Annotated in this window: 23 protein-coding genes; 21 read left to right on the forward strand and 2 right to left on the reverse strand. The window is 49.0% G+C overall.

All coding sequences use genetic code 11. The features are described from left to right. Positions 1-23: 23 nt before the first annotated feature. The gene (locus ACO9K6_RS17440) at positions 24-1,370 is read right to left on the reverse strand and encodes an ABC transporter substrate-binding protein (RefSeq protein ID WP_424768827.1); all 1,347 of its coding nucleotides are present in this window, start codon (positions 1,368-1,370) and stop codon (positions 24-26) included. A gap of 484 nt (positions 1,371-1,854) precedes the next feature. Between ACO9K6_RS17440 and ACO9K6_RS17445 the strand changes: the two genes are divergently transcribed. From ACO9K6_RS17445 to ACO9K6_RS17455, 3 genes are read left to right on the forward strand one after another with little or no spacing between them, the layout of a single operon-like run. Then, on the forward strand, positions 1,855-5,550 hold the full coding sequence (locus ACO9K6_RS17445; RefSeq protein ID WP_424768862.1) for a response regulator: 3,696 nt from the start codon (positions 1,855-1,857) through the stop codon (positions 5,548-5,550). A gap of 46 nt (positions 5,551-5,596) precedes the next feature. Further along, on the forward strand, positions 5,597-6,385 hold the full coding sequence (locus ACO9K6_RS17450) for a CheR family methyltransferase (protein WP_424768828.1): 789 nt from the start codon (positions 5,597-5,599) through the stop codon (positions 6,383-6,385). Positions 6,386-6,408: 23 nt separating this feature from the next. Continuing rightward, the gene (locus ACO9K6_RS17455; protein ID WP_424768829.1) at positions 6,409-8,541 is read left to right on the forward strand and encodes a response regulator; all 2,133 of its coding nucleotides are present in this window, start codon (positions 6,409-6,411) and stop codon (positions 8,539-8,541) included. Positions 8,542-8,572: 31 nt separating this feature from the next. On the opposite strand, the gene ACO9K6_RS17460 is transcribed toward ACO9K6_RS17455, so the two are convergent. Continuing rightward, a complete protein-coding gene (locus tag ACO9K6_RS17460) occupies positions 8,573-9,391 on the reverse strand; it encodes an alpha/beta fold hydrolase (protein WP_424768830.1) in 819 nt (272 codons plus the stop codon). Positions 9,392-9,591: 200 nt separating this feature from the next. On the opposite strand from ACO9K6_RS17460, the gene ACO9K6_RS17465 reads away from it, so the two are divergent. From ACO9K6_RS17465 to ACO9K6_RS17550, 18 genes are all read left to right on the forward strand, one after another. Next, complete coding sequence (locus ACO9K6_RS17465; protein WP_424768831.1) at positions 9,592-10,248, forward strand: M50 family metallopeptidase; 657 nt, start codon at positions 9,592-9,594, stop codon at positions 10,246-10,248. A 117-nt stretch (positions 10,249-10,365) separates the two neighbouring features. Beyond that, positions 10,366-10,737: a hypothetical protein gene (locus tag ACO9K6_RS17470; protein WP_424768832.1), complete on the forward strand. Its 372-nt coding sequence runs from the start codon at positions 10,366-10,368 to the stop codon at positions 10,735-10,737. Between the two features lie 175 nt (positions 10,738-10,912). Then, positions 10,913-12,163 carry a LolA family protein gene (locus tag ACO9K6_RS17475; protein ID WP_424768833.1) on the forward strand — a complete coding sequence of 417 codons (1,251 nt, stop codon included), beginning with the start codon at positions 10,913-10,915 and terminating at the stop codon, positions 12,161-12,163. Positions 12,164-12,312: 149 nt separating this feature from the next. Further along, complete coding sequence (gene alr / locus ACO9K6_RS17480) at positions 12,313-13,500, forward strand: alanine racemase (RefSeq protein ID WP_424768863.1); 1,188 nt, start codon at positions 12,313-12,315, stop codon at positions 13,498-13,500. A 227-nt stretch (positions 13,501-13,727) separates the two neighbouring features. Next, a complete protein-coding gene (locus ACO9K6_RS17485; RefSeq protein WP_424768834.1) occupies positions 13,728-14,009 on the forward strand; it encodes a CopG family ribbon-helix-helix protein in 282 nt (93 codons plus the stop codon). Between the two features lie 3 nt (positions 14,010-14,012). Beyond that, entirely contained in the window at positions 14,013-14,363 is a 351-nt protein-coding gene (locus ACO9K6_RS17490; protein ID WP_028609438.1) for a type II toxin-antitoxin system PemK/MazF family toxin, read from the forward strand. Positions 14,364-14,613: 250 nt separating this feature from the next. Next, on the forward strand, positions 14,614-15,339 hold the full coding sequence (locus ACO9K6_RS17495; protein ID WP_424768835.1) for an SAF domain-containing protein: 726 nt from the start codon (positions 14,614-14,616) through the stop codon (positions 15,337-15,339). After that, the gene (locus tag ACO9K6_RS17500) at positions 15,336-16,184 is read left to right on the forward strand and encodes a hypothetical protein (RefSeq protein ID WP_424768836.1); all 849 of its coding nucleotides are present in this window, start codon (positions 15,336-15,338) and stop codon (positions 16,182-16,184) included. The genes ACO9K6_RS17495 and ACO9K6_RS17500 overlap by 4 nt, the downstream gene beginning before the upstream one ends. Before the next feature lie 44 nt (positions 16,185-16,228). After that, a complete protein-coding gene (locus ACO9K6_RS17505) occupies positions 16,229-17,545 on the forward strand; it encodes an ATPase, T2SS/T4P/T4SS family (protein ID WP_424768864.1) in 1,317 nt (438 codons plus the stop codon). A 1-nt stretch (position 17,546) separates the two neighbouring features. After that, positions 17,547-18,482 (forward strand): type II secretion system F family protein, encoded by a 936-nt coding sequence (locus ACO9K6_RS17510; protein WP_424768837.1) that lies wholly within the window; start codon positions 17,547-17,549, stop codon positions 18,480-18,482. A gap of 13 nt (positions 18,483-18,495) precedes the next feature. Next, positions 18,496-19,386 (forward strand): hypothetical protein, encoded by an 891-nt coding sequence (locus tag ACO9K6_RS17515; RefSeq protein WP_424768838.1) that lies wholly within the window; start codon positions 18,496-18,498, stop codon positions 19,384-19,386. 31 nt (positions 19,387-19,417) lie between these two features. Continuing rightward, entirely contained in the window at positions 19,418-19,567 is a 150-nt protein-coding gene (locus tag ACO9K6_RS17520; RefSeq protein ID WP_424768839.1) for a hypothetical protein, read from the forward strand. 44 nt (positions 19,568-19,611) lie between these two features. Then, the gene (locus ACO9K6_RS17525) at positions 19,612-19,758 is read left to right on the forward strand and encodes a hypothetical protein (RefSeq protein WP_424768840.1); all 147 of its coding nucleotides are present in this window, start codon (positions 19,612-19,614) and stop codon (positions 19,756-19,758) included. Beyond that, positions 19,755-20,180, forward strand: coding sequence for a hypothetical protein (locus ACO9K6_RS17530; protein WP_424768841.1), 426 nt, complete (start codon positions 19,755-19,757; stop codon positions 20,178-20,180). Before ACO9K6_RS17525 ends, ACO9K6_RS17530 begins: the two co-directional genes overlap by 4 nt. A 20-nt stretch (positions 20,181-20,200) precedes the next feature. Continuing rightward, positions 20,201-20,686, forward strand: coding sequence for a hypothetical protein (locus ACO9K6_RS17535; RefSeq protein WP_424768842.1), 486 nt, complete (start codon positions 20,201-20,203; stop codon positions 20,684-20,686). Positions 20,687-20,754: 68 nt separating this feature from the next. Further along, positions 20,755-21,975, forward strand: a complete 1,221-nt coding sequence (locus ACO9K6_RS17540) for a M24 family metallopeptidase (RefSeq protein ID WP_424768843.1) — start codon at positions 20,755-20,757, stop codon at positions 21,973-21,975. Positions 21,976-21,994: 19 nt separating this feature from the next. Continuing rightward, positions 21,995-22,474 carry a PH domain-containing protein gene (locus ACO9K6_RS17545; protein WP_424768844.1) on the forward strand — a complete coding sequence of 160 codons (480 nt, stop codon included), beginning with the start codon at positions 21,995-21,997 and terminating at the stop codon, positions 22,472-22,474. Beyond that, on the forward strand, positions 22,467-23,999 hold the full coding sequence (locus ACO9K6_RS17550) for a PH domain-containing protein (RefSeq protein ID WP_424768845.1): 1,533 nt from the start codon (positions 22,467-22,469) through the stop codon (positions 23,997-23,999). The genes ACO9K6_RS17545 and ACO9K6_RS17550 overlap by 8 nt, the downstream gene beginning before the upstream one ends. Positions 24,000-24,078: the final 79 nt, after the last annotated feature.

A 24,078-nucleotide genomic window follows, 5' to 3' on the forward strand; every position in this document is an offset into this window, starting at 1 on the left:
GACGGTGTGTTCAAATCTTGTTTTTATTGTTTATTGGTTTGCTCGATTTTTTGGGCTTCCTCAAGCGCTTGAGCCGGCGTTTTCTCGCCCTTTACAACAGCTTGAATGCTCGCACGGATCGTAGTGAATGTTTCTTGATGAACCTTACTGTCTACAGGTGCGCTGATGGATGCCGCTTTAGCGGCCATTGCGAAGCCGTCCAGGGCCACTTGCGCAAGACCTGTCGCTTCTACGTCAGCAGCAGGAGTACCGCCGTTAGCTGAAGCAATTTTCTGAATGGATGCCGGTGAAGTTAAATGCTTAAGAAGAGCTATAGCCATATCCTTCTTGGAAGTATCATCAAACGTTTTTTGTGCCATGTAGAAGCCCGTTCCGAAGCCGCCTACAATGTCCGTGCCGCTGCCTGCTCCGCCAGGAATCGCTGGGAAAGGCAATACGGTCGTTGTTTCCTTCACACCATCGGACATGCCGCCGATGGCCCATGAGCCTTCAAGAATCATAGCTGCAAGACCTTCGGAGTAGTAGTTCGCAGCCATCGAAAGATCGATTGTAGCCGCATCTTGAGGGAATGCGCCTAGATCGTAAAGCTCCTTCATGCCGGCAAGGCCCTTTTCCCAGTTCGGATCAATACCTTCCAGCAAGCCTTTGTTCTGGCCTTCAGGGCCTGCAGCAGCAAGCACGAAATGCTCGATCAGATAGTGCGATTGGTCGAACGGTGCGGAGAGCGGAATGACGCCGTTGTCTGCAAACGTCTTGACTGCAGTTTTCATCTTCTCCCAGTCTGTAGGCAATTCCAGATTATACTTTTCGAACAGTGCTTTATTTACAAACAGTCCTTCATAAAAACCGGTTAATGGAATTGCGTAAATGTTGCCATCTTTCTGTCTTGTCAGCTCAAGCGCGTCCGGAAGGAAACCGTTTTTCCATTCCTGATCCGCTTCCAGCAGCTCGTTCATCGGTACGACCTTGCCGGCATTGACGAAGCCTTCCGCATCAGCGCCGACAAAGTAGAACAGAAGATCAGGCTCGTTGCCGCTATTCATGTCCGTGTTCACCTTCGTTCTGAAGCCGTCGTCATTCGCGGACATGACATCATTTTCAACCGTTACATTCGGATATTGAGCCTTGAAATCGTCGATCGCGGCTTGGAATGCGTCTCTTGCGGCATCCGTTCCGCCGAAGGTAGAGAACACGCGCAGCGATACAGGATCGGCTTCTTTCTCAGGAGGAGCTTCGTTCGTTGCGGATGGTGCGTTGGTTGCATTGCTGTTGTTAGCTTCGTTTCCGCTATTGTTCCCGCCGCTGCAAGCGGCCAGGAGCAGCATCATTACCATCGATAGAGCCATGAGCATTTTAGAACGTTTTAACATTTTCCATAATCCCCCTTATAGTAATAATGATTCAGGCTGTAGCTGTTTGATGCTGATTGTGCTGTCTATTAAATTTTAAGACGCAAATAAATTTCAGTACATCCCATTTCATAGCCCCTCAGGGGTATATATCTCTGAGCGAGAGGGGGATATTTTTATCTGCGAAGGGGTAATTTCATGTGATTTCCATTTGATAAATTAATTTTGAAAATAGCTGTTTCAAATAATGACTACTAGGGTAATAGAATAAGCAGAGGAATAAAGAAGCTTCAAATCGATGCTTTCACTTCAGATGCGACGTCTATTTACAAGTATTGGATACTGTGGTGATGGCGAATTTTCATATAAACGAAGACAAGTTTTCTTAATGAAGCTTGTCTTCTGTTTGTGTTTAAATACCCATTACGGTGAGTGGGATTCAAGTGACAATCGCTGGCAGTCTAAGTTATGATTTGAACGGTTATGGGAGTTAAATTTGCTGATAATGGGTGAGGAGCAGACGATGAAGATCAAGACGAAGTTTATTATTGGCTATACCATCCTGATGACGGTGCTGCTGATCCTGGCTGCCTCCGGGATTACAAACTTGGCTGCTCAATCTAAACAGCTGGAGAATATTCAAGATGAACGCTATGAGAAAATGCTAAAGTCATATGAAGTCAGAGGGAAAATCAATGTGATGGCAGACGGCATATCCAGTGTGCTGATCGTGCCGACTCAGGAGAACCTGGATCGATACATGCCAATCATGACAGAAGCGGCTAAAACCGCTGCTGCAACGTTTGAAGAATTGAAAGCGCAATCCGATTCGGAGATCGAGGATCAAGTGCTGGGCCGCGTGACGAGCACGGGGGAAAAGTACGTGGCCTATGCGGCGGAAGCCATCGAACTGATTAAGCAGGGCAAGTCCGAAGAAGCTATTTCGCTTCGCCAAGAGGAAGGACTGGGATATCATCAAGAGCTGATCAGCAGCGCTAATCAACTGGCGGATTTTCACCGCAAAGCAATGGATCGCTCTCTGCAGCAATCGCTTGATGATAATCGCTCCACGATGATGATTATGAACATTGCTACGTTTTTTGGGCTGTTAATTGGAATCGGGGCCATGCTGTGGAATATGCGAAGTCTAGGGGACGGGCTGGAGAGCATCTCGGTGATGATTAAGGGCTTTGCGCAAGGCACTGTGGATGCCTATACACGTATTATGAATATTCGAAAAGATGAATTTGGTGAAGTGGCGAAGGTCTTCAACGGTTTAGCGGAGGATTTGGAGAAGAAGGCTGAACGAGAGCTGGTATACAATAAACGGATGGAGGATGATTCCTGGGTCAAGTCCAACCTTGCTGCAATTATGATGGACATTCAGAGCGACAATGATCTTAACAGCTTGAGTCGGACCTTCGTCCGTGCGATGACGCCGCTTGCGGGTGCGCAGTTCGGCGCAGTTTATGTTAGAGAAGGCTTTGGCGAGAAGAACTTCTTGAAGCTTAAAGGAGCATTTGCATTTGAAGAAGAGAATAACTTTGATAAGCAGTTCGTATTTGGACAAGGGCTGGTAGGAGAATGCGCGCAGGATGGTCAAGTTATTTTACTGAATGAGATTCCGGAGGATTACATCAGAGTACAATCGGGGATAGGCGATATTGTACCTCAGTACCTGCTGCTCGTGCCGGTAAAATATCAGGAGCAGATGCTTGCCGTAATCGAGCTGGCCTCCATCCGGAAGTTCACAGCGCTGGAGCGCAAACTGCTGGAAGCAACAGCTGACAGCCTTGGTATTGTGCTGAAAAATCTTTTCGGACGAATGAAGGTGGAAGAGCTGCTGCGCGAGTCGCAGGCATTGGGTGAAGAGCTGCAGGCCCAATCCGAGGAGCTGCTGTCGCAACAGGATGAGCTGCGACGATCCAATGAGAGGCTGGAGCATCAGACGAAGCAGTTGAAGAAATCGGAGGAGATGCTGCAGAGTCAGCAGGAAGAACTGGAACAGAGCAATGAGGAGCTTTTACAGAAAACTCATATGCTTGAGCTGCAAATGAAGCAGACTGAACAGAAGAATGAGCAGATCGAGAAGACGAGGGCCACACTTGAGAAGCAGACCGTTCAGCTGGCGCTCTCCTCTAAATACAAATCGGAATTTTTGACCAACATGTCACATGAGCTGCGGACGCCGCTTAACAGCCTGTTGATTCTCTCGCAGATGCTGATGGACAACAAGGAAGGCAATTTATCAGGCAAGCAGGTTGAATTTGCAGGCACAATCTATTCGTCAGGCAACGACTTGCTGAAGCTGATCGATGAAATTCTCGATTTGTCCAAGATTAGCGCAGGAAAAATGGATATGGTGACCGAGCACGTACCGCTGGAAGAGCTGGATCTATACTGCCGCCGGAACTTTACGCCAATCAGTCTGCAGAAGGATGTGACCTTTGAGACGAAGCTTGAGACAGGACTGCCGGAAGAGATCTATACGGACAGCCACCGTGTGAAGCAAATTCTGAAAAATTTATTGTCTAATGCCTTCAAGTTCACCGAGCAGGGCTCGGTTGAATTAACGATACGCAACGCCCGCCCAGGTGAATGGGATTTGCCGGAACACAACAACGCGATCATTGCTTTTGAAGTGAAGGATACAGGGATTGGAATTCCGAAAGAGAAACAGCAGCTTATTTTCGAAGCTTTTCAGCAGGCGGATGGCACGACCAGCCGTATCTATGGCGGGACAGGCCTGGGGCTTGCCATCAGCCGAGAGCTGGCGGCTCTTCTAGGAGGAACGATTAAGCTGGAGAGCGTGGAAGGCAGCGGAAGCACCTTCACGCTCTATCTGCCGGAGTTCCATGTCACAGGCGAACAGTCCTCACGCGAGCTGCACGATAACATTCTCAAGGCAACGGCTTTTCAGGAGGTAGCCTCCTCGGCGCAGAAGCCAGACAATTTCGAAGATAGTCTTCATGTTTCAAGCCGCTCTCAGCCTGTAATTGAGGACGATGCGAACCGGATTGAGCCAACGGATCGGGTTGTGCTCATTATCGAAGACGATGTGAGCTTCGCGAAAGTACTGCTGGATATTGCCCGCTCGCGCGGCTTCAAAGGCATTGTGGCGCTGCAAGGCGATAAGGGCTTGTCCTATGCCAGGACCTATCATCCCGATGCGATCCTGCTGGATATCCAATTGCCGGTCATTGACGGCTGGACAGTGCTGAATCAGCTCAAGCATCATTCAGAGACCCGGCATATCCCGGTGCACGTCATTACCGTGGTGGATGATATTCAGCATGGTCTGTCTATGGGCGCGATTGCTTACCTGAAGAAGCCGATGGACAAGGACAGCCTGGATAAGGTGTTTACTCAGATCGAATTCTTCCTGGAGCACAATCTCAAGCGGCTGCTGATCGTTGAGGATGACGCGGCTCAGCGCAACAGCATCGTGGAGCTGATCGGCTACGACGATATTCTGATCACCGCAGTATCTACGGGCAGAGAAGCGCTGGATCTGCTGAAGGAGCATCGATTTGATTGTATGGTGCTTGATCTGGGTCTTCCGGATATTTCCGGCTTCGAGCTGCTTGACGAGATTCGCAATGATGAGGATATTCAGGATCTTCCCATTATCATCTATACCGGCAGAGACCTGGATGTGAAGGAAGAGCTGCGGCTGAAGAAATATGCGGGCACGATCATCATCAAGGACGTGAAGTCGCCGGAGCGCTTATTGGATGAGACGACGCTGTTCCTGCATCGTGTAGAAGCCAATATGCCGGAAGACAAACGCAATATGCTGCGCAAGCTGCACAGTATCGAGACGATCTTTGAAGGCAAGAACATTCTTATCGTCGATGACGATATCCGCAACGTGTTTGCTCTCTCTAGCGTACTGGAGAGCTACAAGATGAATATTACCTTTGCCGAGAATGGGAAGGAAGCATTGAGTCAGCTGGAGCAGAATTCAAATATAGATTTAGTATTAATGGATGTTATGATGCCGGAGATGGATGGTTATGAAGCGATGCGGGAAATACGCTTGATGTCGAAATACGACAAGCTGCCGATCATAGCTGTGACCGCGAAGGCGATGAAGGACGACCGGGACAAATGCATCGAAGCCGGAGCATCCGATTATATCGCCAAGCCAATCAACACCGAGCAATTGTTGTCCTTGATGAGGGTGTGGTTGTATAAATAAGCTGGATAAGAAACAAGAAGAGGAACGGGAACGGATTGAGATCGAGATGCTGCTGGAGGCGGTATTTCGGCTGTATGGCTATGATTTTCGCAATTATGCCTATGCGTCGGTGCGGAGGAGAATCTGGCACCGAGTTCATGCTGAGCGGCTGTCTACCGTCTCGGGATTGATGGAGAGAATTCTGCATGACCATTCTTGCATGGATCGGCTGTTGTCGGATATGACCATTCATGTAACGGAAATGTTTAGGGATCCGGAAATATTCAAGTCATTCCGTGAGAACGTGGTTCCCGTCCTCCGCACCTATCCCTTCATTCGCATCTGGCATGCCGGATGCTCGACAGGGGAAGAGGTGTATTCTATGGCCATTTTGCTGCAAGAAGAAGGACTTTACGAGAAATCGCGAATTTATGCGACAGATACCAATGCGGATGTCTTGAAGATTGCGAAGGAGGGCGTCTTTCCGATCGACAAAATGAAGCAGTACACCCGCAATTATCAGGAATCGGGGGGGCGCTCTTCATTCTCGCAATATTATACGGCTAAATATGATTCCGTTATCTTTCAAACAGAGCTGAAGCGAAATATTGTATTTGCGCAGCACAATCTGGTTACGGACAGCTCGTTCAATGAGTTCAATGTTATCTTTTGCCGCAATGTGATGATCTACTTCAACAAGCAGCTGCAGGATCATGTTCATGGGCTGCTTTACGACAGCTTGAACATATTCGGCATGCTTGTGCTCGGAACCAAAGAGTCGATTAATTTCACCCGGCATGCGAACGCTTATGAGGAACTTGATAATCTGAACCGACTGTACCGCAAGGTAAGATAATGTGAAAGGCAGTTGAACGGCGGATGAATACGATGGAGACCCCCATTAATATATTATTGGTTGATGATAATCCGGATAATCTACTGGCTCTGGAAGCGGTACTGGATAACAAAAACTATCATTTAATCAAATGTTTGTCGGGCGAGGAAGCGCTTCGAAGCCTGCTCAAAAATGATTATGCTGTCATTGTATTGGATGTCCAGATGCCTGGAATGGATGGCTTCGAGACCGCGCGTCTCATTAAATCGCGGGAGAAGACCAAGGAGATTCCCATTATTTTTATCTCGGCGACCAGAAATGAAACCGAGCATTTTTACACCGGCTATTCCGTAGGTGCGATTGATTATATGCTTAAGCCCTTTGTTCCCCAAATTCTTCGAACGAAGATAGAAGGCTTCGTCAGCTTGTATGTGAGCAACAAGAAGCTGCAATTGCAAACCGAGCTGCTTCATCAGAAGACCAAGGAATTGGAGAAGATGAACAAGGAGCTCATGCGCACCGCTTACAAGCTTAGCAAGACGGAAGCGCAAGCCCGTGTCGTTCGGGAGACCTCTATTGACACGATGATTACCTTTGATGAGAACGGTATGATCCTCACGGTTAATCCGGCTCTCGAGCGAATGTTCTATTACAAGGAAGACGAGGTTGCAGGGAAAAATATTACGATGCTGATCCCCTCCTTCCTTCATATTGACTATAGCCAGGAAGCCAATGTGCCGGAAGCGCTGACCTCTGGGAAGCTGACGGAAGTCTTGCCGCAGCGCAAGGACGGCAGTTCCTTCGACGCAGAAATCCAGATTGGCAAGGCCATGGTGGATGAGGAGCAGATCTATGCCTGCACAATCAGCGATATTACACAGCGCAAGCAGTATGAGCAAGAGATTGTTGCTGCGAAGGAGACAGCAGAGATCGCTTCCCGTGCCAAGACGGAATTTCTTGCTATGGTCAGTCATGAAATCCGTACGCCAATGAATGGCGTGCTGGGCATGACCACGCTGCTGAAGGATACGGAGCTGACGGAGGAGCAGAGTGAATATGCGGACATTATTTACAAGAGTGGGGAAGCTTTGTTGTCGGTAATTAATGATATTCTGGATTATTCGAAAATTGAATCCGGCAAGATGGAGCTTGAGGAAGTACCCTTTCTATTAAAGACGTGTATCGTGGAAACATTTGAATTATTCACGGCAAAATCCAAAGATCTCAATTTGAGAATGAACTATTATACAGATCCCCTGCTGCCGGAATTCATTGAAGGGGATATTACCAAGCTGCGTCAGATATTGATTAATTTAGTTGGCAATGCGGTGAAATTTACGAATGAAGGCGGCATTGACGTTCATGTGAAGCTGATTGCAGACTATGGCTCTTCAATGATGATCGGCTTCTCGGTCAAGGATACCGGAGTCGGGATTCCGAAGGAGAAGCTTCCGTTCCTGTTCGAGCCCTTCTCACAACTGGATTCCTCCATGACCCGCAAGTATGGAGGAACGGGGCTTGGTCTGGCGATTTGCAAAAATCTGATCGAGCTGATGGGAGGGACTATACGCGTAGACACGGATAAAGGCAAAGGGGCAACCTTTATGTTCACCATCCGTGTGAAAGCTCATCAGACATCGCAACACTTTTTAGACTCCGCTAGGGTGATCAATGAGGATGCTGAGGATGCTAATTCTCGCAGGTTGTTCTTTGCAGAGCAGCAGAATGACAGGGAACCAAATGATGAACCCATTGTTGTGGAGTCAATCTCCAGAGAGCAGTGTCGCATTCTGGTGGCAGAGGACAATGTCATTAATCAGAAGCTTTCATTGCGACTGCTAGAGAAGCTCGGATTCACTGCGGATCTCGCCGAGGATGGCAAGCAAGCGCTGGAGATGGCTAAGGGCAAACGCTATGATCTGATCCTGATGGATATTCAAATGCCGGAGATGGATGGTTTGGAAGCGGCTCACCGAATAATAGAGGAGCTTCCAGCTGAGGACCAACCGGCTATTTTGGCAATGACTGCCAATGTGCTGTCCGATGACCGAGAGCGGTGTATGCAGGCAGGTATGAGGGATTTCATTAGTAAGCCGATACGATTCGATACCTTGAAGGAAATGATAGAACGCTACTGCATCAGACGATCAGATCATCCTACACAGTCATCCTCCTGAACAGTGGATTGGCTGTATAGGATGAATATTGCTACTTCTCCAAAAATAAGTGGAGCTCCTGATCAAACTTGTCCGGCTCATCGTAGAGTATGCCGTGTCCGCTTTGTTCGAAGGCGATAAGCGTGGAGCCGTCAATGCCGTTCAACAGCAGCTTTGCGAATTCCGGAGGACAGATCTTATCGCGCATGCCGTGAAAGATTGTCGTCTCCGCTTTAATCTGTTGCATGTCCGACCGCAAGTCCTCGTCTCGAAGCGACTGAAACGTGCGCACAGTACCCCAGGCGGACGCCTCCAGACCTAGCTGCTGGAGCCAGTCCATGAAGGGAGCGCTGATGACGTCGTCTTTATGGCGCGCCAGAAACTGCTCCCCGAAGTCGCGCAGCAGCTGCGGACGATCCTTCAGCACCGCGGCGATTTGGTCATTAGCCGCCTCCATCGTCATCCCGTGAGGATAGTCGTCACGGCTTGTGAAGGATGGCGCGGCCGCGCCAAGCAGCGCAAGCTTGCGCACTGCGTACCCGCCATGACGCGCCATGTACCTGACGGCGATAGCTCCTCCGACAGAGAAGCCGACAAGGGCAATTTGATCGAGGTGCAAATAATCAATAACCGCTCTAACGTCATCGGCCAATCGATCATAGTTGTATCCTTCAGCGGGGGCGCTGGATTTGCCGAAGCCGCGTTGGTCGATTGCGATACACCGGAAGCCTTGTCTGGACAGCTGCGTAAATGGGCGTTCGAACATCCGTCCGTTAAGCGGCCAGCCATGAAGGAACAGGACAGGCTCTCCTGCACCGATATCCTCGACGTACAAGCGAACTTCCTTTTCAACCTCAATATAATGTTCCATAAAATCTCTCCTCTCCTCTCCTCTTCATTCTTTTTCTTACCCTATAAAACCAGTTTTGAAAAAATTCGAATGGCGGACCGGTCGACGGCGAACATATCCTGTTAGGCTGAAGCGGGAAATCATGCAACGTCAGGAGCAGCTCATCGTAATAGGAGGTAGCTAAAGGCATCTTAGAATAAGATTTAGGGGGGATACCAATGATGTCTTGGGTAAGAATGGCTGTCATTCTTGTCATTACTGCCTTTTTGACACGTTTCATACCGTTCTCCGCTTTCTTCGCGAATGTAAATACACTCGTGCACGAGCTGGCACACGCGCTCGTTGCCTTGCTGCTGCAGGGGAGCGTTATGCATATTTATTTGTTCGCCGACCAAAGCGGGGTAACCTATACAGCATTCTCGGAAGGCTGGATGTCGATTCCGATTGCCTTGGCAGGCTATATAGGCGCTTCCTTGTTTGCGGCGGCGCTTTTCATGTTATTTGCACGGGACAGAGAGAGGCTCGGATTGGGTATAATCGCTACCGCTGCATTGCTAGCGCTGGCCTTGTTTGTTCGCAACGGCTATGGCATGGCCTGGTGCGCGGGCTTCGCGGTGCTGACGCTGTTTATTTGTGTGCTCGCCCCGAATTGGCTTCGCCGTGCTTATTATTTGCTGCTGGCGTTCATTTGTTTGGTAGAGTCAGTCATCAGTTCATTTGTACTGCTCTATCTGTCCGTCACCAGTCCCTCTGCCGCTGGTGATGCGGCAGGCTTGAGTGAATCCACTTTCATCCCGGCATTTCTGTGGGCGCTGTTGTTCACAATATTCTCCTTGTGGTGCGCAAAGATGGCATTAGGCCATTTATTTAAGCGTTAACCTAACCCGCTTTTGATAAAACAAAATTAGCACTTTTCCATACGATCAACGGTTCACGATTAGGTCAATCGGTGTATATAGCTTGTAAGCAGTATCATAAGAACATGAGGTGATCGCATGAAAAGAGAACAGCAGAGTATTTCTTTCTTCGGGCTATTGGCGCTAATGGCTTCTGTAATTGTATTGATGGGTTGCGGAGTGGGGAATTTATCCGATGTGAAAGTCGAAGCTGCTGTAAGAAGCGGTACCGGCACTTATACCGGAATGGCGGACAGCCACACCATAGAGGTTATGATGAACGGAGAAGCGAGAACCTATCAGTTGAGTGAAGGATTAAGCGAATTTGTAGAGACGCTGGATACAGATACTCGCATCTGGTTTGATTATACAAGTGTAAAAATGGAATGGGACGATACCGTCATCTTGCAGACACTAACTTCGATTCAAACGACTGATCCAATCCACATTGCCCATCATACAGCAGATTAGACGGGTATCATAATGCTCCTATTTGGCAAGAAACACTATTATGAAAATTCAAATGAGGAAGCCGGCTGTAAGCTCTGCTTGTCATGCTTGTCAAACTAGTCCGCATAATTGGTCAAGTCCCCTCATAGACATGTTATCAGCCAGTAAAAAAACATTGGGATGAGGGGATGATTACATGCGTCGCATGACATGGACCGCGGCAGTTTTATTATGCTTGTCATTAGTGTTAGCCGCTTGCGGAACGAAGGACGCCGAGTCCGTGGTGAAGGATCTTGACCACAAGGTGAGCAGCATGGAGAGCTATAAAGGCAGCGGGACGATGACGCTGCATACCGGTCAGCAGCCACTCGAGTATAAGGTTGAGGTGTCTTTCCAGAAGCCGCAATATTACCGGATCAAGCTTACGAATGAAGAGAAGGATATTACACAAATCGTGCTTCGCAACGATGATGGTGTTTTCGTACTCACGCCGAAGCTGAATAAGGTATTCCGTTTCCAAAGCGATTGGCCGCAAAACCAAGGTCAGGTTTATTTATACCAAACGCTCGTCCAAAGCATAATATTAGATAACTCCCGACAATTCGTTGTAGACGAGAATGCTTATGTATTTGATGTTATGGCCAATTATAATAACGGTTCACTAGCCCGCCAGAAAATTTGGTTGAATAAATCCGACTATAAACCGGTACAGGTTGAAGTGAGCGACACGAACGCCGCTGTTATGGTGCAAGTGAAATTCGACAGCTTTGATTTCGGGCCGAAATTTGATAAGGCGGTATTCGAGACAGAAGCGAACATGAAGGCCGCTCCTTCCAATCCATCGCAGGATAAACCCACGATGACGGTGCCTGAGCAATCGGGCAATGATGCGGCAGCAGGCAATGCTGACGACGACGCAGCAGCCCCGGATAATGAGGCAGCAACGCCGGATGACAGCGCTTCGGCACCAGACAATGATGCGGGTGCAGACGGCAATGAGCAAGCTGGCAACAGCGCCGTAGACGGTGATGGTTCAGCGAATAACAGCAATAATAGCGATACAGACACGGACGAGGATGCTTCAGCAGAAGCGGAAGATCCAGCGGCTAAACCTTTTACAGCGATGAAGCCTTCCTATATGCCTGATGGTGTAGCGGAGCAGGATATGGTCGATATCGTGTTTGGTGGAAACCCGGGTCTAATGATTCGATATGCAGGCGATTACAGCTATACACTTATTCAGACGGAACCGAAAGATCAAGCGGCATCTTTAGGAACAGGCGGTTATATGGTTGACCTGGGCTTCACGATGGGACAGTTCAGCGAAGACCAGCTGACGCTTACTTGGACCTATGAAGGGCATCAATTCCGTTTGACAAGCGCGAATTTGCCGGATTCTGAAATGATCATGGTGGCGCAATCGGTACAGGGCGAAATCGGGAAATAAAGCGGGATAACAACCGAATTTCCAAGACGTACTAGCCATTTCCGGGGCTCCTTTCATTGACAGTCTCAGCAGCAACGTATAACATTATTTCTATTGATGTTTGCTGCTCGGACTTTAATGGTTGCGACAATGAGGAGAAGGTGAAAGGCTTGGATTCGTTTTATCGCCCGACCAGGGTTGAAATATCTTTAGATGCTCTACGACATAATTTACAAGCATTTCGGAATGCAATACCGCAGAATACAAGACTGATGGCCTCGGTGAAAGCAAATGCCTACGGTCATGGCGCGGTGGAGATTGCGCGTGAAGCGGAGCGCTTCGGTGTTGATTATCTAGGCGTCGCTTTTTTAGATGAAGCATTGCAATTGCGCAAGGCAGGCATCCAAACCCCGATTCTCGTGTTAGGCTTCGTAGCTGCGGATGCCCTGTCTGTCGCAAGAGATTATGACATTACGATTAGTTTGTTTCGAGAGGATATCCTCGATGCTGCCTCACGTTTGCAGATTGATGCGAACGGGCGCAAGCTCAAGGCGCATATCAAGATTGATTCAGGCATGGGGCGCTTGGGAATTATTGGCCAGGATGCTGCTATTCATTTTATTAAGCGGGCGATGGCTATGCAGCAGCTTGAGGTTGAGGGAATGTTCACGCATTATGCCCGCGCGGATGAAGCCGACAAGAGCTATACGAAGCTGCAATATAACAGATTTCAGGCCATTGCTGATGAAGTGAAGCAGCAGGGGCTCTTTATCCCCATAGTCCACGCTGCCAACAGCGCGGCGGGTATTGATACACCAGAATGGGCTGGAAGTATGCTGCGGCTCGGAATTAGCATGTATGGTTTATATCCGTCAACGGAAGTTAATCAGCAGCACATTAAGCTAGAGCCGGTAATGTCGCTGAAAACAGAAGTTGTCATGGTCAAAACAGCGCCTGCCGGCTGGGGAATAAGCTATGGCACTCGGTATGTGACCAAAGGTGAAGAGCGCATCGGTACGCTGCCTATTGGTTATGCGGATGGCTACAGCCGTATGCTGACAGGAAAGGCTCATGGACTTGTGCGCGGCGTAAAAACACCGATTCGCGGCACGATTTGCATGGATCAATGCATGATTTCGCTAGATCCAGCGGTTTCGGACGACAATTCATTACCTGTAGTGCCTGGCGAAGAGGTCGTTTTAATTGGTCGCCAAGGCGAAGAGGTTATCACCGTGGAGGAATTGGCTGAGCAGCTTGGGACGATTAACTATGAAATAACGTGCATGGTTGCCGCGCGAGTACCCCGCATATATGTCAATGACGGTCATACGATTGCAGTCAGCAACCTCTTGATCTAGATCAAACGATTGCTGGTATTTTTTTCAACATACAATTTTTCGTAAATGAAGAGGATTTTCGCCAATTATCACGAATGTAGTATGTCAGTTAATCTATAGAGGCTATACATGTGCGCATACAGCATATTTGATATACGGCGATCATAGATATGTTGAAGTATAGTTGCGGCAATATATTGTCATAATGTGTATGAGGGTTGTGGAAAAGTTTTGGGGGTGCGAGTTCGGTGGCCAATGTACAAAATACCAAAAGAATCATGATTAGCTTGCCCGATCATTTGCTGGAGGAGGTCGACGGTATCGTTGCCAAGGAAAATTCCAACCGCAGTGAATTTATTCGGCAAGCCATGAAGCTGTATTTAGTGGAACGGAAAAAGCGTCAAATTCGAGAATCGATGCAGCGTGGGTATATGGAAATGGCGAAAATTAACCTGAACATGGCTTCGGAGGCATTTCAAGCGGAGGCAGAAGCAGACCACACGTTAGGCCGTCTCGTAAGCGGGGTGTAGAGCTTGATTGTAAAACGCGGAGATGTGTTTTTTGCGGATTTGTCGCCAGTCGTCGGATCGGAGCAGGGCGGTGTTCGTCCCGTTCTGGTCATTCAGAATGATATCGGAAACCGTTTCAGTCCGACGGTAATTGTTGCAGCAATCACGGCTCAAATCCAGAAAGCAAAGCTTCCAACCCATGTTGAGATGGATGCGGCTGCACATGGCTTCGATCGCGATTCCGTTGTGCTCCTGGAGCAGATTCGAACCATTGATAAGCAAAGGCTAACCGACAAAATTACACATCTTGATGATGAAACGATGCGCAAGGTCGATGACGCCTTGTTGATCAGCGTCGGCTTAATTGATTTCTAATCGAGGCGGCAGCAAGCTATTTGGTTTCGAGAGTGGTCCGCTCTCTAGACCGGATAGCTTTTTTGTCGACATAAACCGAATTTTGATAAATTTTGAAAAAAAGGATAGACAAACGAATTATGCTTTTGCTATTATGTACTCAATTGATTAAAGTAATTAAATAACTGAGCTCTATTATGCGAAGAACGCACGAAGCAAGCCTTAGATGGCTGCTTGTGCGTTCTTTTTTTATGCTCGGGGAGGAGCAGCGATGAACAGAAGACGTAATGTATTCATTAGTTTAACAGCGGCCATGCTGTCAGGCTGTCTGGTTTATGGCATGTATAAGCTGCAGCGGATGGAGATTGAGCAGCAGGAGACAGTCGCGGTCATTGTGCCGAAGCGTTTTATTGCTGTGGGGGAACGGCTGAAGGAGACAGATTTAGAATATAAAATGGTTCCCCATGCCGCGCTGATGCCGGAGATGATCGTGGACGCCAAGGATGCCGCCGGCAAGGAGACCATTATTCCTTTGGGAAGGAACGAGCCTATCCTTGACTGGAAGGTTAGCCGGTACTATTTACAGCCGAAACGTACAGAATCGACCTTTCAAATTCCGAAGGAATATATTCGTTCGATTTCGAATGGCATAAGAGCCGGCGATAAGGTGCTACTGTACGTATCGGGAGATGCTTCGCCTTCTAAGCGATTATTTGAGAACTTGGTTACTGTCGCTTCGGTAAAATCCTCTGGCAATGTTGAGATCGACAATATCGAAAATCCGAATTTACTGTCGTTGGCTGAAGGTAACAAAGAGCAAATGTATGCTTCGAGACGTGAGGCGAACGGCATGATCGATTACTTGAACCTAAACTTGTCCGAAACGCAATGGTTGGAAATAGACAGTCTGTGTAAGGGCGGGGAGCTAAAACTGGTTGTTGCGTATAGTCCACAATCCTTGGATCTGCTTGTGCAAGAGGAGGTCGAGGAGCCGTGAGCGGAGCTGGCGCCCAACTGACTGCCTTTGTCGGCACTACGCCGAATATCGGTACGACTGCCGCAGCATTTGCGGCTGCCTACCGCATTGCGGAAGCTACCGGTAAATCGATTGGTTACTTATGTCTTAACCTGAAGAGCGCCAAGATTCATCGTTATTTAGGAGTGGATGAGCCGGCTGTTACGCTGGATAAGCTTCGCCCGGAGCTGCGCTCCTGCAATTTGACGCCGGATAAGCTGCGAAGAGCCGCTTATTCTGTACCGAATCAGCCGAATTTGCAAGTGTTGTTCGGAAATTTTATGCGAGATCAAGCGGAGTTTTTCACACCGGATGAGGCAGAGCATTTACTTACGATAGCCGAGCAAACCTTTTCGTTTGTTGTTGTGGATGTAGGAGCTTATTGGGATAATGCGGCAACGATCTGCTCTCTGCGAAGGGCCAGCACACGGGTTCTCCTGACGACGCCAGCGCTTTCCCACTTTGGCGAGGATGGACGTCGCTGGATAAGGCAAGTATCTCCCTTATTCGGTATTACTTCGGAGCAATACGAATCGGTTTTAATTACTCATTCGAATAGAACTGGAGGCTATCAGATGAAGCATATATGCAAGGAATTGGGAACATCAGCGCTCGGGCAGTTTCAATTAAGTGAATCGTTGTTCAGTCAACTCGACAATGGGACGTTTGCGGATTGGCTGCACGCCGATACAGCTGGCAAACGAGCGATGCATGGTCCCGCAAAAGCACTGATGCAGCGGCACGGCCTGCGGGTTATGCCATCGACGATTCAGGTGCAGCCTTGGTATCGCAAGCTAATGACGCATCGCAGCGGGACAAGCTCATGATGGCAAGAGACAGCCGGTTCTCTCCAGCGGAATTCGCTGCGCAGATGCATTCGGAGCAGCTCGAACGGGAGGAGCGTGAGTCGACTGTTAATACGGCCAGTGATGCGAGCAGTGAATTTGCCAGATTGGCAGACGATATTAGAAGCTATTTAAGTGCGCCGCATGGACTGGGTGAGGACGAGCGCAGGCAATACGGCGAGACCTTGAATCGTGCGGTGCTTGGTTATTCGCAGGAGCGGGAGCAGGTGCTTGCTGTCATTACAGACCGCTTGATTCGGCTTCGAATCCACGGCGTGCAAAGCCATCAGCATCCCTATGAATCGCTTGCAGAAGCGTTGTTTGCTGAAGTCATTGGTCTGAATGTTCTTGAGCTGATCCTTGCGGGAAAGGAAAGCCTGGAAGAAATACAGGTAGTTGGCGAGCGGATTTTTGTCGTACAGAACGGCTTTACAGCTCCATCTGTTCACCGCTTTAACCATATACGCGAGGTGGAGCGTATACAGCAAAATCTCGTGCTCTACAACAACGATCGAATCAATCCGCGCAAACGCTGGGCGGAGGTCATGCTGCGCGACGGCTCGCGCGTCACAATGACTGGCTTCGGATTCACATCTTGTCCGACACTGACCATTCGCTTCTATACGGTACGAAGCTTTAGCTTAGAAACTTTGTGCAAGCCAGCTTACCGGACCATTAATAACCGGGTAATGCATATGCTGAAAGCGATATTAGACGCAAAATTCAATATCGTCATTATTGGTCCTACGAATTCAGGAAAAACGAACCTTATGAAAGCTTTAATAGCCGAGCTGCCGGATGAGGAGCGCATTATTACGATCGAGAGCAGATTTGAAATGATGCTTGCGCGTGATTTCCCATGCAAAAATATTGTGGAATACGAAACAGAAGAGGAGGATCCTTACCATCGCTCCGATCAAGCGTTTAAGCTCGCCTTAAGGCAATCTCCGCAGCGTATCATACATGCTGAGATTCGGGATTCGGACGCAAATATTTATGTACGCTCATGTACACGCGGACACTCGGGAAGTATGACGACCGTACACGCCAATAAACTCGAGGATGTCCCTGAAGCCATTACCGATATGTGCATGCTGGATGGGCGAGGCATGAATGCCGAACGGCTGACAAAGCGCATTACCGAATATGTAACGGAGATCGGCATTGAAATGTGCTACCGGAACGGACGGAGAATTGTTTGTCGGATAGGCGAGCTGTACTGGGAAAAGGGGCAGACTGCTGTGAGGGATTGGGCTAGATTCGATGAGAAGCTGGATGATTGGATTTATCCCGTTCAGCCATCCACTAAAGCAGCTGTCAAATTGGCTGAACAGGAGGTCTGATATGAATGGGCTGTCCATGATCGCCGCTATCGCTTTACTATTTTGTTTATTGTTTATAGCGTTCTATTGCTTATTTCTGATTTGGTCGCAGGAGCAGCGCTTAAGAAGAAGGCTTACTTACCGGACAAAGGCCGGGCTGCGCTATCGGGTAAGCGAAAGCTTTAAGCGCTTTGAGCGGCTACATCGCCATTTGTCTGACTTGCTAGAAGCGCTTCAAGTGAAAATGAAGCCTAGCACCTTCGTCTTGGTGTCCGTATTACTTCTTCTAACAGGGATTGCAGCTGGCGGCGTCTTCTTTCAGAGCGTAAAAGGTACGCTGTTGTTCGGGGGGCTGCTCTGCTTACTGCCCTATACCGTGTTAAGAGGAATGCTCGTCCATCGCCGCATGCAGGCACAATTGGATTTTTTGCCTGCCGTAGAGCTATTTTATCAATGCTACCTGGTTACCGGAGAGCGGCAGGTACGTGTGGCGCTGCAGCGGACGGTGGAGGAGCGGCGACTGCTGGGGCCGATGCAATCGGTATTTGAGCAGCTTTACCGCAATCTATCCGTTCGCGGTGACGATGAAGCAAGTCTACGCTTGCTTTCGGCCTCGCTAGGGCATTTATGGGCGGATTATTTTGTTAACATCTTGCGTGTTGCGCTTGTGGAGGGAGTACCTATCACCGACAGCTTGAAAGAGCTGATGAAGGATATGCGCAAGGCAAGGAGAGTGAATGAGCAGGAGAGAAACCGACTGCTGGAAATTCGTGTAGCCAACTTCTCGCCGCTGCTGTTTCTCGCCTTATTTATTGGAATTAATTTTCGTTATAACAAAGACAATGCTTACTATTATTATGTACTCGATCCGCAGGGGCGTGACATGCTGCTTAATGCGATGGTATTCATATTCGCTTCATTTCTAATGGGCTTATGGCTTTCACGTAAAAAAATGTAAAGGGAGGACGAGCATGTACGAAGGGATCGAAATGGGCATCCGTATAGCCTTGACAGCTGGCCAATTTGTATTTGGGGTGGCAGCAATCTATGCGCTCCTTCAGCTGCTGCCGCGGCGTCCGGCCAGGTGGAGACATCTGGCCATAGTAAGCTGGCGAACAAGACAAGCGCCGGATCGCTGGCTGCGGCTGCTTGCGATTTCGAGACAGAGTCCCGTCTTCTTGGAGCGGGAGCTGCTGCTTGCCGGCTGTGGGGTAACGGCCGATGCGGCATGGTATGTAGTGGCAAGAAGAGTTCTCCTAATGTTTGTCACAGCGGCAGTCATAGCGGCTGCTGCATTTTATAATCAGTTGAAAATATTTATCCCGCTTACTTATGCTGGTCCAGGCTTGCTTGTTATGTTGCTGCTGCTTTATTTCGACTTAGTCTGGCTCCGCTCGATACATAGATTCCGCGCTCTGCAAATAACGAAAGAAATTTTCGTGGTCAGCAATCAGCTGCTGTATTTGTCTGAATCCTCGCTGCATATTCATGCGAAGCTGTTTCGGTGCGCCCCGTTTACGAGAGTGCTGCGAGCGGACCTGGAGCGGCTGCTGGCTGAATGGTACCACGATGCGGGCGGAGCGCTGCAGCGCTTCAAGCGGCGAATCGGCACGGATGAGGGGCTCAGCTTTGTGGAGACGCTGGATGCTCTGCGGCTGCATGAAAGCGAGCAATACTATCAGCTGCTGCGGGTGAGGATCGACGATTATAAGGAGAAGATCGAGCTTGCCAAGGAAAGCCGCAAAGAATCGACGTCCTACATTTTATTTGTTATAGCTGGAATTCCTATATTATACACCTTTCAAGTTTTTATTTACCCTTGGGTACGTGAAGGCCAGAAGCTGTTCCAGTCGCTCAGTTAGTAAGCCATATTTTATGGAGGGAGGTGTTAGCATGCGAAATATTTTGATGGCCGTCATGATGCTTGTTGTTGTAATCGTCCTCTTTAACACGATTATCGCTCAGGATACGACAGGCACACGCAGTCAAATCGAATCGCAAGGAACGTCTGCGAATACGAGAATTAGCCAGCTGCTTCCTTAGGCCTCAATGTAATCGTGTGAAAATAATGCGGGAGGTGCTCATTTATGCGCGCAATACTTGTATCGACGCTGCTGCTTATAACTGTCATCATCCTCTATCAAGCGGTAGCGGAAGGCGATGCGGGTATGAAGGGGCAAATTAATGGGGCTGGCAGCGCCATTCGTGAGCATATTAGGGGAATGAGTCCGTGAAGCAGATTTTAATTTTCATCATGTTTGCCGCTCTGCTCTGCTGGCTCATGTTTTCACCCATTTATAAGCATGTGCTGATTGTCAGGCAAGCTGTTCTGCAGCAGGAGGTTAATTATTTGCTGGAGATAGGCGCCAGCGGTAGCTATGGCTATATCAGCAAAGCGATGCAGGAGCAAACCAGAGAGCGATTGGCGCGCTTCGGCATGAAGCCTGATGATATCGTATTCGAGCTTACGACAACGACTGGCGCGGATGCATCCAACCCAAGTGAACCGGTGAGCCGCGGGGTCGGCATAGCGTTAACGATGAGCTATCCGTATGAAGATCTGTTCGAAATCGACCGTCTTATCGGCTTGTCGCCTCCGCCGTCTAGTGAGAGAATGCGGGCATTCGGAATGAAAATGAGCGAATATGTGCCATAAGCTAGGAAGGGGGCGAATCGGTGTACAAGCTGCTGCTCATCGTTGTAATGATGTCGGTGTGGCTCTCGATTCATTTGCTGCAGGTGGAGGAGGAGCTTGCGATGCAAACGTTGTTTCAAGGCAAATACGCGGTTAATCGAGCGGCGCACGCGGCCGCTCAGCAGCTTGACGCCGAGGCGCTAGGGAATGGAGTGACTCAAATTGCGCCGGCCGCGGCAGTCGAAACGGCTGCCCGCTATTTGCAGGAGAATCTGCGACTGGATGATAAAGGGGTACCGCTGCCGGAATCCTTTTTGAAGCAGCCTGTGGAGGTCATGGTCTTTGAAATTATTAATGCGGATAAGACATTCCCTTATACGTATCGTAACGATACATACCGATATAAGGTCACGCTGAAGCGCCCTGGCGTCATCATAATCGCTCATATTGTCTATCCGCGAGCATTTCAAATTATAGATTCTATCGAATGGCATATAAAGGGGGCGGCCGAGCTCGTAACAGGTTGACGAAAAATTGATAAATTGGTGTAATAGGGGAGGGAGTTTGTAAAGCATAGGAGCTGATCATCATTGTCATGAGCATCATACCTGATATTCCTGCTGCGCTTGTCAGGCAGCGTATTGAACGTTTGCAGGAAGTTATGAAGACAGAGCGTCTTGACGCATTTCTTATTACGCAAAATATAGATCTTTATTACTTTACCGGATCGATGCAAAATGGATATCTGTTCGTTCCAAGCACGGGGGAGGCTACTTTTTACGTTCGGCGCAGCTCTCAGCGTGCGAGCCGGGAGACGATAGTTCGGGTTGCTGAGCTAGGCGCTTTTCGTCATTTTGGGCAAACCCTGCTTCATGATTATCCAGCGCTATTTCAGCTTGGGAAAGAGCTGCGGGCTGCCGCCGACCTGGATGTGCTGCCGGCCCAAACCTATTTAAAACTATTAGAGGTGCTTGGAGCGACTGGGCGCTGTGAGCTTATTGATGGCTCTGCGCCTATTCGCAGGCTTAGGATGATTAAAGCCCCTTGGGAGATAAGCAGGATCGAGGCAGCCGCTGATGTTATTTCTGCAGCGCTGGAGGAAGCGTTAGGCTCTCTTCGGGAAGGCATCAGTGAGCTGGAATGGATGGCGCGTGTAGAATATGAGCTGCGTATCAGGGGGCATATGGGTCTAATGCGCCTGCGCGGCTATAATCAAGAAATTGCAACGGGAATGGTTATAACCGGTGCCGCCGCAGCCGTACCTACCTATTTCGATGGGCCGGCAGGAGGACTTGGTTTGGGAGCTGCATCACCTCAAAGCGTGAGCAGATCGATTATTAATAGAAATGAACCGATTCTGATAGATGTAGGCTGCTGCATCGATGGTTATGTCATTGACCAGACAAGGACAGCCGTTATTGGCGAGCTGCCCGAGAGGCTTCAGCATGCGTATGAGACGAGTGAAGCTTTGATTACCGCAGCAGAGAAACAGCTGATACCGGGCGTTCTTTGTTCGAAGCTATATATGGACGCGCTGGAGAGCTGTGCCAAGGCGGGGCTTTCTGCGCATTTCATGGGCTATGGCACGGACCAGGCGAAATTTCTAGGGCATGGTATCGGGCTGGAGGTTGATGAGTGGCCCGTGCTTGCAAGAGGCTTCGATATGCCGCTTGAGCAAGGGATGGTGCTTGCAGTAGAGCCGAAGTTTACCTTTCCTGGGCAAGGCGTGGTAGGAATTGAAAACAGCTACCTGATTACGGAAAAAGGAGCCAGAGCACTGACTCGCACGAAGCCGGAGCTTATTGTGCTGCCTTGACAATTGGAGGAATGAAAGCGTGAACCGGGAGCTGACGAAGAGACTTCATCGCGACTATATTAAGGTGTATCGTATTAGTGAGCTTATATCGCATGGCATCGGACTTGTTCTAATTATTGCTTATTTTACTGCAGCATTGTGGAGAGAGTGGACGCTTATACCTGGCTGGATCGCGCTGGCTATAGCAGTGGTGACGTTTATATTATTTACATGGGTATATCCGGAATGGAAATATAGGAGCTTCAAATATGAGCTGTTCGAAGAAGAACTGGAAATTAAATCCGGCATTATTTTTATGAGCAATGTTCTCGTGCCTATGGTGCGTGTACAGCATGTCGAGCTGGAAAGCGGTCCGTTAATGCGCAAATATGACCTGGCCAGCGTATCGATTGTGACAGCTGCGACGACCCATCGGATCAGCGGACTTAAGCAGCTGGAAGCGGAGCAATTGAAGCGTCAGATCGGTACGCTTGCTAAGGTGGATGATCAGGATGAATGAGCGCCGCAAGCTGCACCCTGTCTATGTGCTATTTGGCTTGCTAAATACGATCCAAGGTTTTCTGCCTCTTATACTGATCGCATTTTTTAGGGGCACGAATTGGACGAAGCTCGACTGGTATTGGTACGCTGGCGCAGGTGTACTAGTAGCAGGTGCTTTAATTCTTAGTTTTCTCGATTGGAAGCGGTTCGGCTTCTGGCTGGAGGAGGACCGGATTATTATTCGGCGGGGCGTGCTCTTCCGCGATGAGAAAACGATTTATTACAGCCGGATTCATTCGGTAAATGTGGAGCAGCCTCTCATTCAGCGTCTGCTTCGAGTGGCGCAGGTCAAAATTGAAACGCCCGGCGGCAACAAGAAGGCGGACGGCATATTGCCCGCGTTGTCCTTGAAGGAAGCCGATGCCATTCAACTAATGCTCAGAAGGCAAGCAGGGGCGAAGGCTCAGGCCAGTGACCAGCCTTCGGCTGGGAGGCAGGAGGGAGCTAAGCTTGATGCTGCCAAGCTGCAGCCGCAAACGAAGGAACAGACAATTTCTTCAACTGATGCCGAGACTGCGGAAAGCGGTACATTCTTTCGTCTTCATTCAGCGCGGCTGATGCAGGCGGCTGCGACATCGATGAATTTCGGGCTTGTCGCCGCATTTATTGGGGGCTTGTACTCGTTTGCTGATGATTTCATTGACATGCTGCTGCCGGATCATTTTTTTGAAAATGTCGTGGAAGACTCCGTGAGCTTGTTGCCCAGCTATATCATCGTCGTGGTTATCATTATGTTAGGACTTGGGTTTGCATGGTTTCTTTCTATAGCCTTGTATGTATTGAAATACAGCGGCTTCTCTGTCAAAAAAGAAGGAAAGCAAATTTCTGTTTCGTATGGGCTGCTCGAGAAAAAAACCTTTGTCTTCGATCCCAAAAATGTGCAAGCCGTTATTATTAAAGAAGGCTTGCTGCGGCAAGCTATAGGTTATGCAGAAATACAACTGCAGGTGATTTCCTCCGATAATAAAGAGCAATTAATGCTCCATCCGTTTATTAAACGAACCGAGGTATCAAAGGTGCTGGCCGGTTTTGTGCCTCAGCTTAAACTTCCGGAAAATAATGATTTGACGGGTGCCCCGAAGCGGGCGCTGCTTTATTACGTTAGAATCGTGCTGCTGCTGACACTCATAGGATGTGTCACATTAATCGTAATTCTAAAGACTGCCGGATTGTCGTCGCTTATCCTTATTCCTCTAGCTTTATGGTGGAGGAAAAGCTGCCATAAAGCCGCAGGCGTTAGGCTTGCGGACGGGCAATTAACGCTTCGACGCAGATTTATATCCAGATCGACCTTCTTGATCCGGCGGCCTCAAATTGTAACGATGCGCGTCAATCGTTCGACAGGCCAGGAACGCAGGAAGCTGTTGACGCTGTCCGTACAAGCGATGGGCAGTCCGTTCAGCTATCGGGTAGCTTGTATGGATCGCGCTGATGTGGAGCCGGTGTGGGAGTGGTACAGCCGCAGCGGCTTACGGTCAGAATAGTGGAGTAATTGAAAGGGCTGCCGCATAGCAGCTCTAATCGGGAGTGCGTGACCCGTATTCATCAAATCGTTGCAAGATG

The sequence above is a fragment of the Paenibacillus praedii genome (assembly GCF_049725345.1).
Taxonomy (GTDB): Bacteria; Bacillota; Bacilli; order Paenibacillales; family Paenibacillaceae; genus Pristimantibacillus.

Excerpts from the sequence above, each read along its gene's own strand:
- ACO9K6_RS17540 (WP_424768843.1), top strand. The coding sequence starts at position 20,755 with ATGAGCATCATACCTGATATTCCTGCTGCGCTTGTCAGGCAGCGTATT.
- ACO9K6_RS17520 (WP_424768839.1), top strand. The coding sequence starts at position 19,418 with ATGCGAAATATTTTGATGGCCGTCATGATGCTTGTTGTTGTAATCGTC.
- ACO9K6_RS17445 (WP_424768862.1), top strand. The coding sequence starts at position 1,855 with ATGGGTGAGGAGCAGACGATGAAGATCAAGACGAAGTTTATTATTGGC.
- ACO9K6_RS17465 (WP_424768831.1), top strand. The coding sequence starts at position 9,592 with ATGTCTTGGGTAAGAATGGCTGTCATTCTTGTCATTACTGCCTTTTTG.
- ACO9K6_RS17510 (WP_424768837.1), top strand. The coding sequence starts at position 17,547 with ATGAATGGGCTGTCCATGATCGCCGCTATCGCTTTACTATTTTGTTTA.
- ACO9K6_RS17505 (WP_424768864.1), top strand. The coding sequence starts at position 16,229 with ATGCATTCGGAGCAGCTCGAACGGGAGGAGCGTGAGTCGACTGTTAAT.
- ACO9K6_RS17460 (WP_424768830.1), bottom strand. The coding sequence starts at position 9,391 with ATGGAACATTATATTGAGGTTGAAAAGGAAGTTCGCTTGTACGTCGAG.
- ACO9K6_RS17550 (WP_424768845.1), top strand. The coding sequence starts at position 22,467 with ATGAATGAGCGCCGCAAGCTGCACCCTGTCTATGTGCTATTTGGCTTG.
- ACO9K6_RS17450 (WP_424768828.1), top strand. The coding sequence starts at position 5,597 with ATGCTGCTGGAGGCGGTATTTCGGCTGTATGGCTATGATTTTCGCAAT.
- ACO9K6_RS17525 (WP_424768840.1), top strand. The coding sequence starts at position 19,612 with ATGCGCGCAATACTTGTATCGACGCTGCTGCTTATAACTGTCATCATC.
- ACO9K6_RS17470 (WP_424768832.1), top strand. The coding sequence starts at position 10,366 with ATGAAAAGAGAACAGCAGAGTATTTCTTTCTTCGGGCTATTGGCGCTA.
- ACO9K6_RS17440 (WP_424768827.1), bottom strand. The coding sequence starts at position 1,370 with ATGTTAAAACGTTCTAAAATGCTCATGGCTCTATCGATGGTAATGATG.
- ACO9K6_RS17515 (WP_424768838.1), top strand. The coding sequence starts at position 18,496 with ATGTACGAAGGGATCGAAATGGGCATCCGTATAGCCTTGACAGCTGGC.
- ACO9K6_RS17495 (WP_424768835.1), top strand. The coding sequence starts at position 14,614 with ATGAACAGAAGACGTAATGTATTCATTAGTTTAACAGCGGCCATGCTG.
- ACO9K6_RS17455 (WP_424768829.1), top strand. The coding sequence starts at position 6,409 with ATGAATACGATGGAGACCCCCATTAATATATTATTGGTTGATGATAAT.
- ACO9K6_RS17475 (WP_424768833.1), top strand. The coding sequence starts at position 10,913 with ATGCGTCGCATGACATGGACCGCGGCAGTTTTATTATGCTTGTCATTA.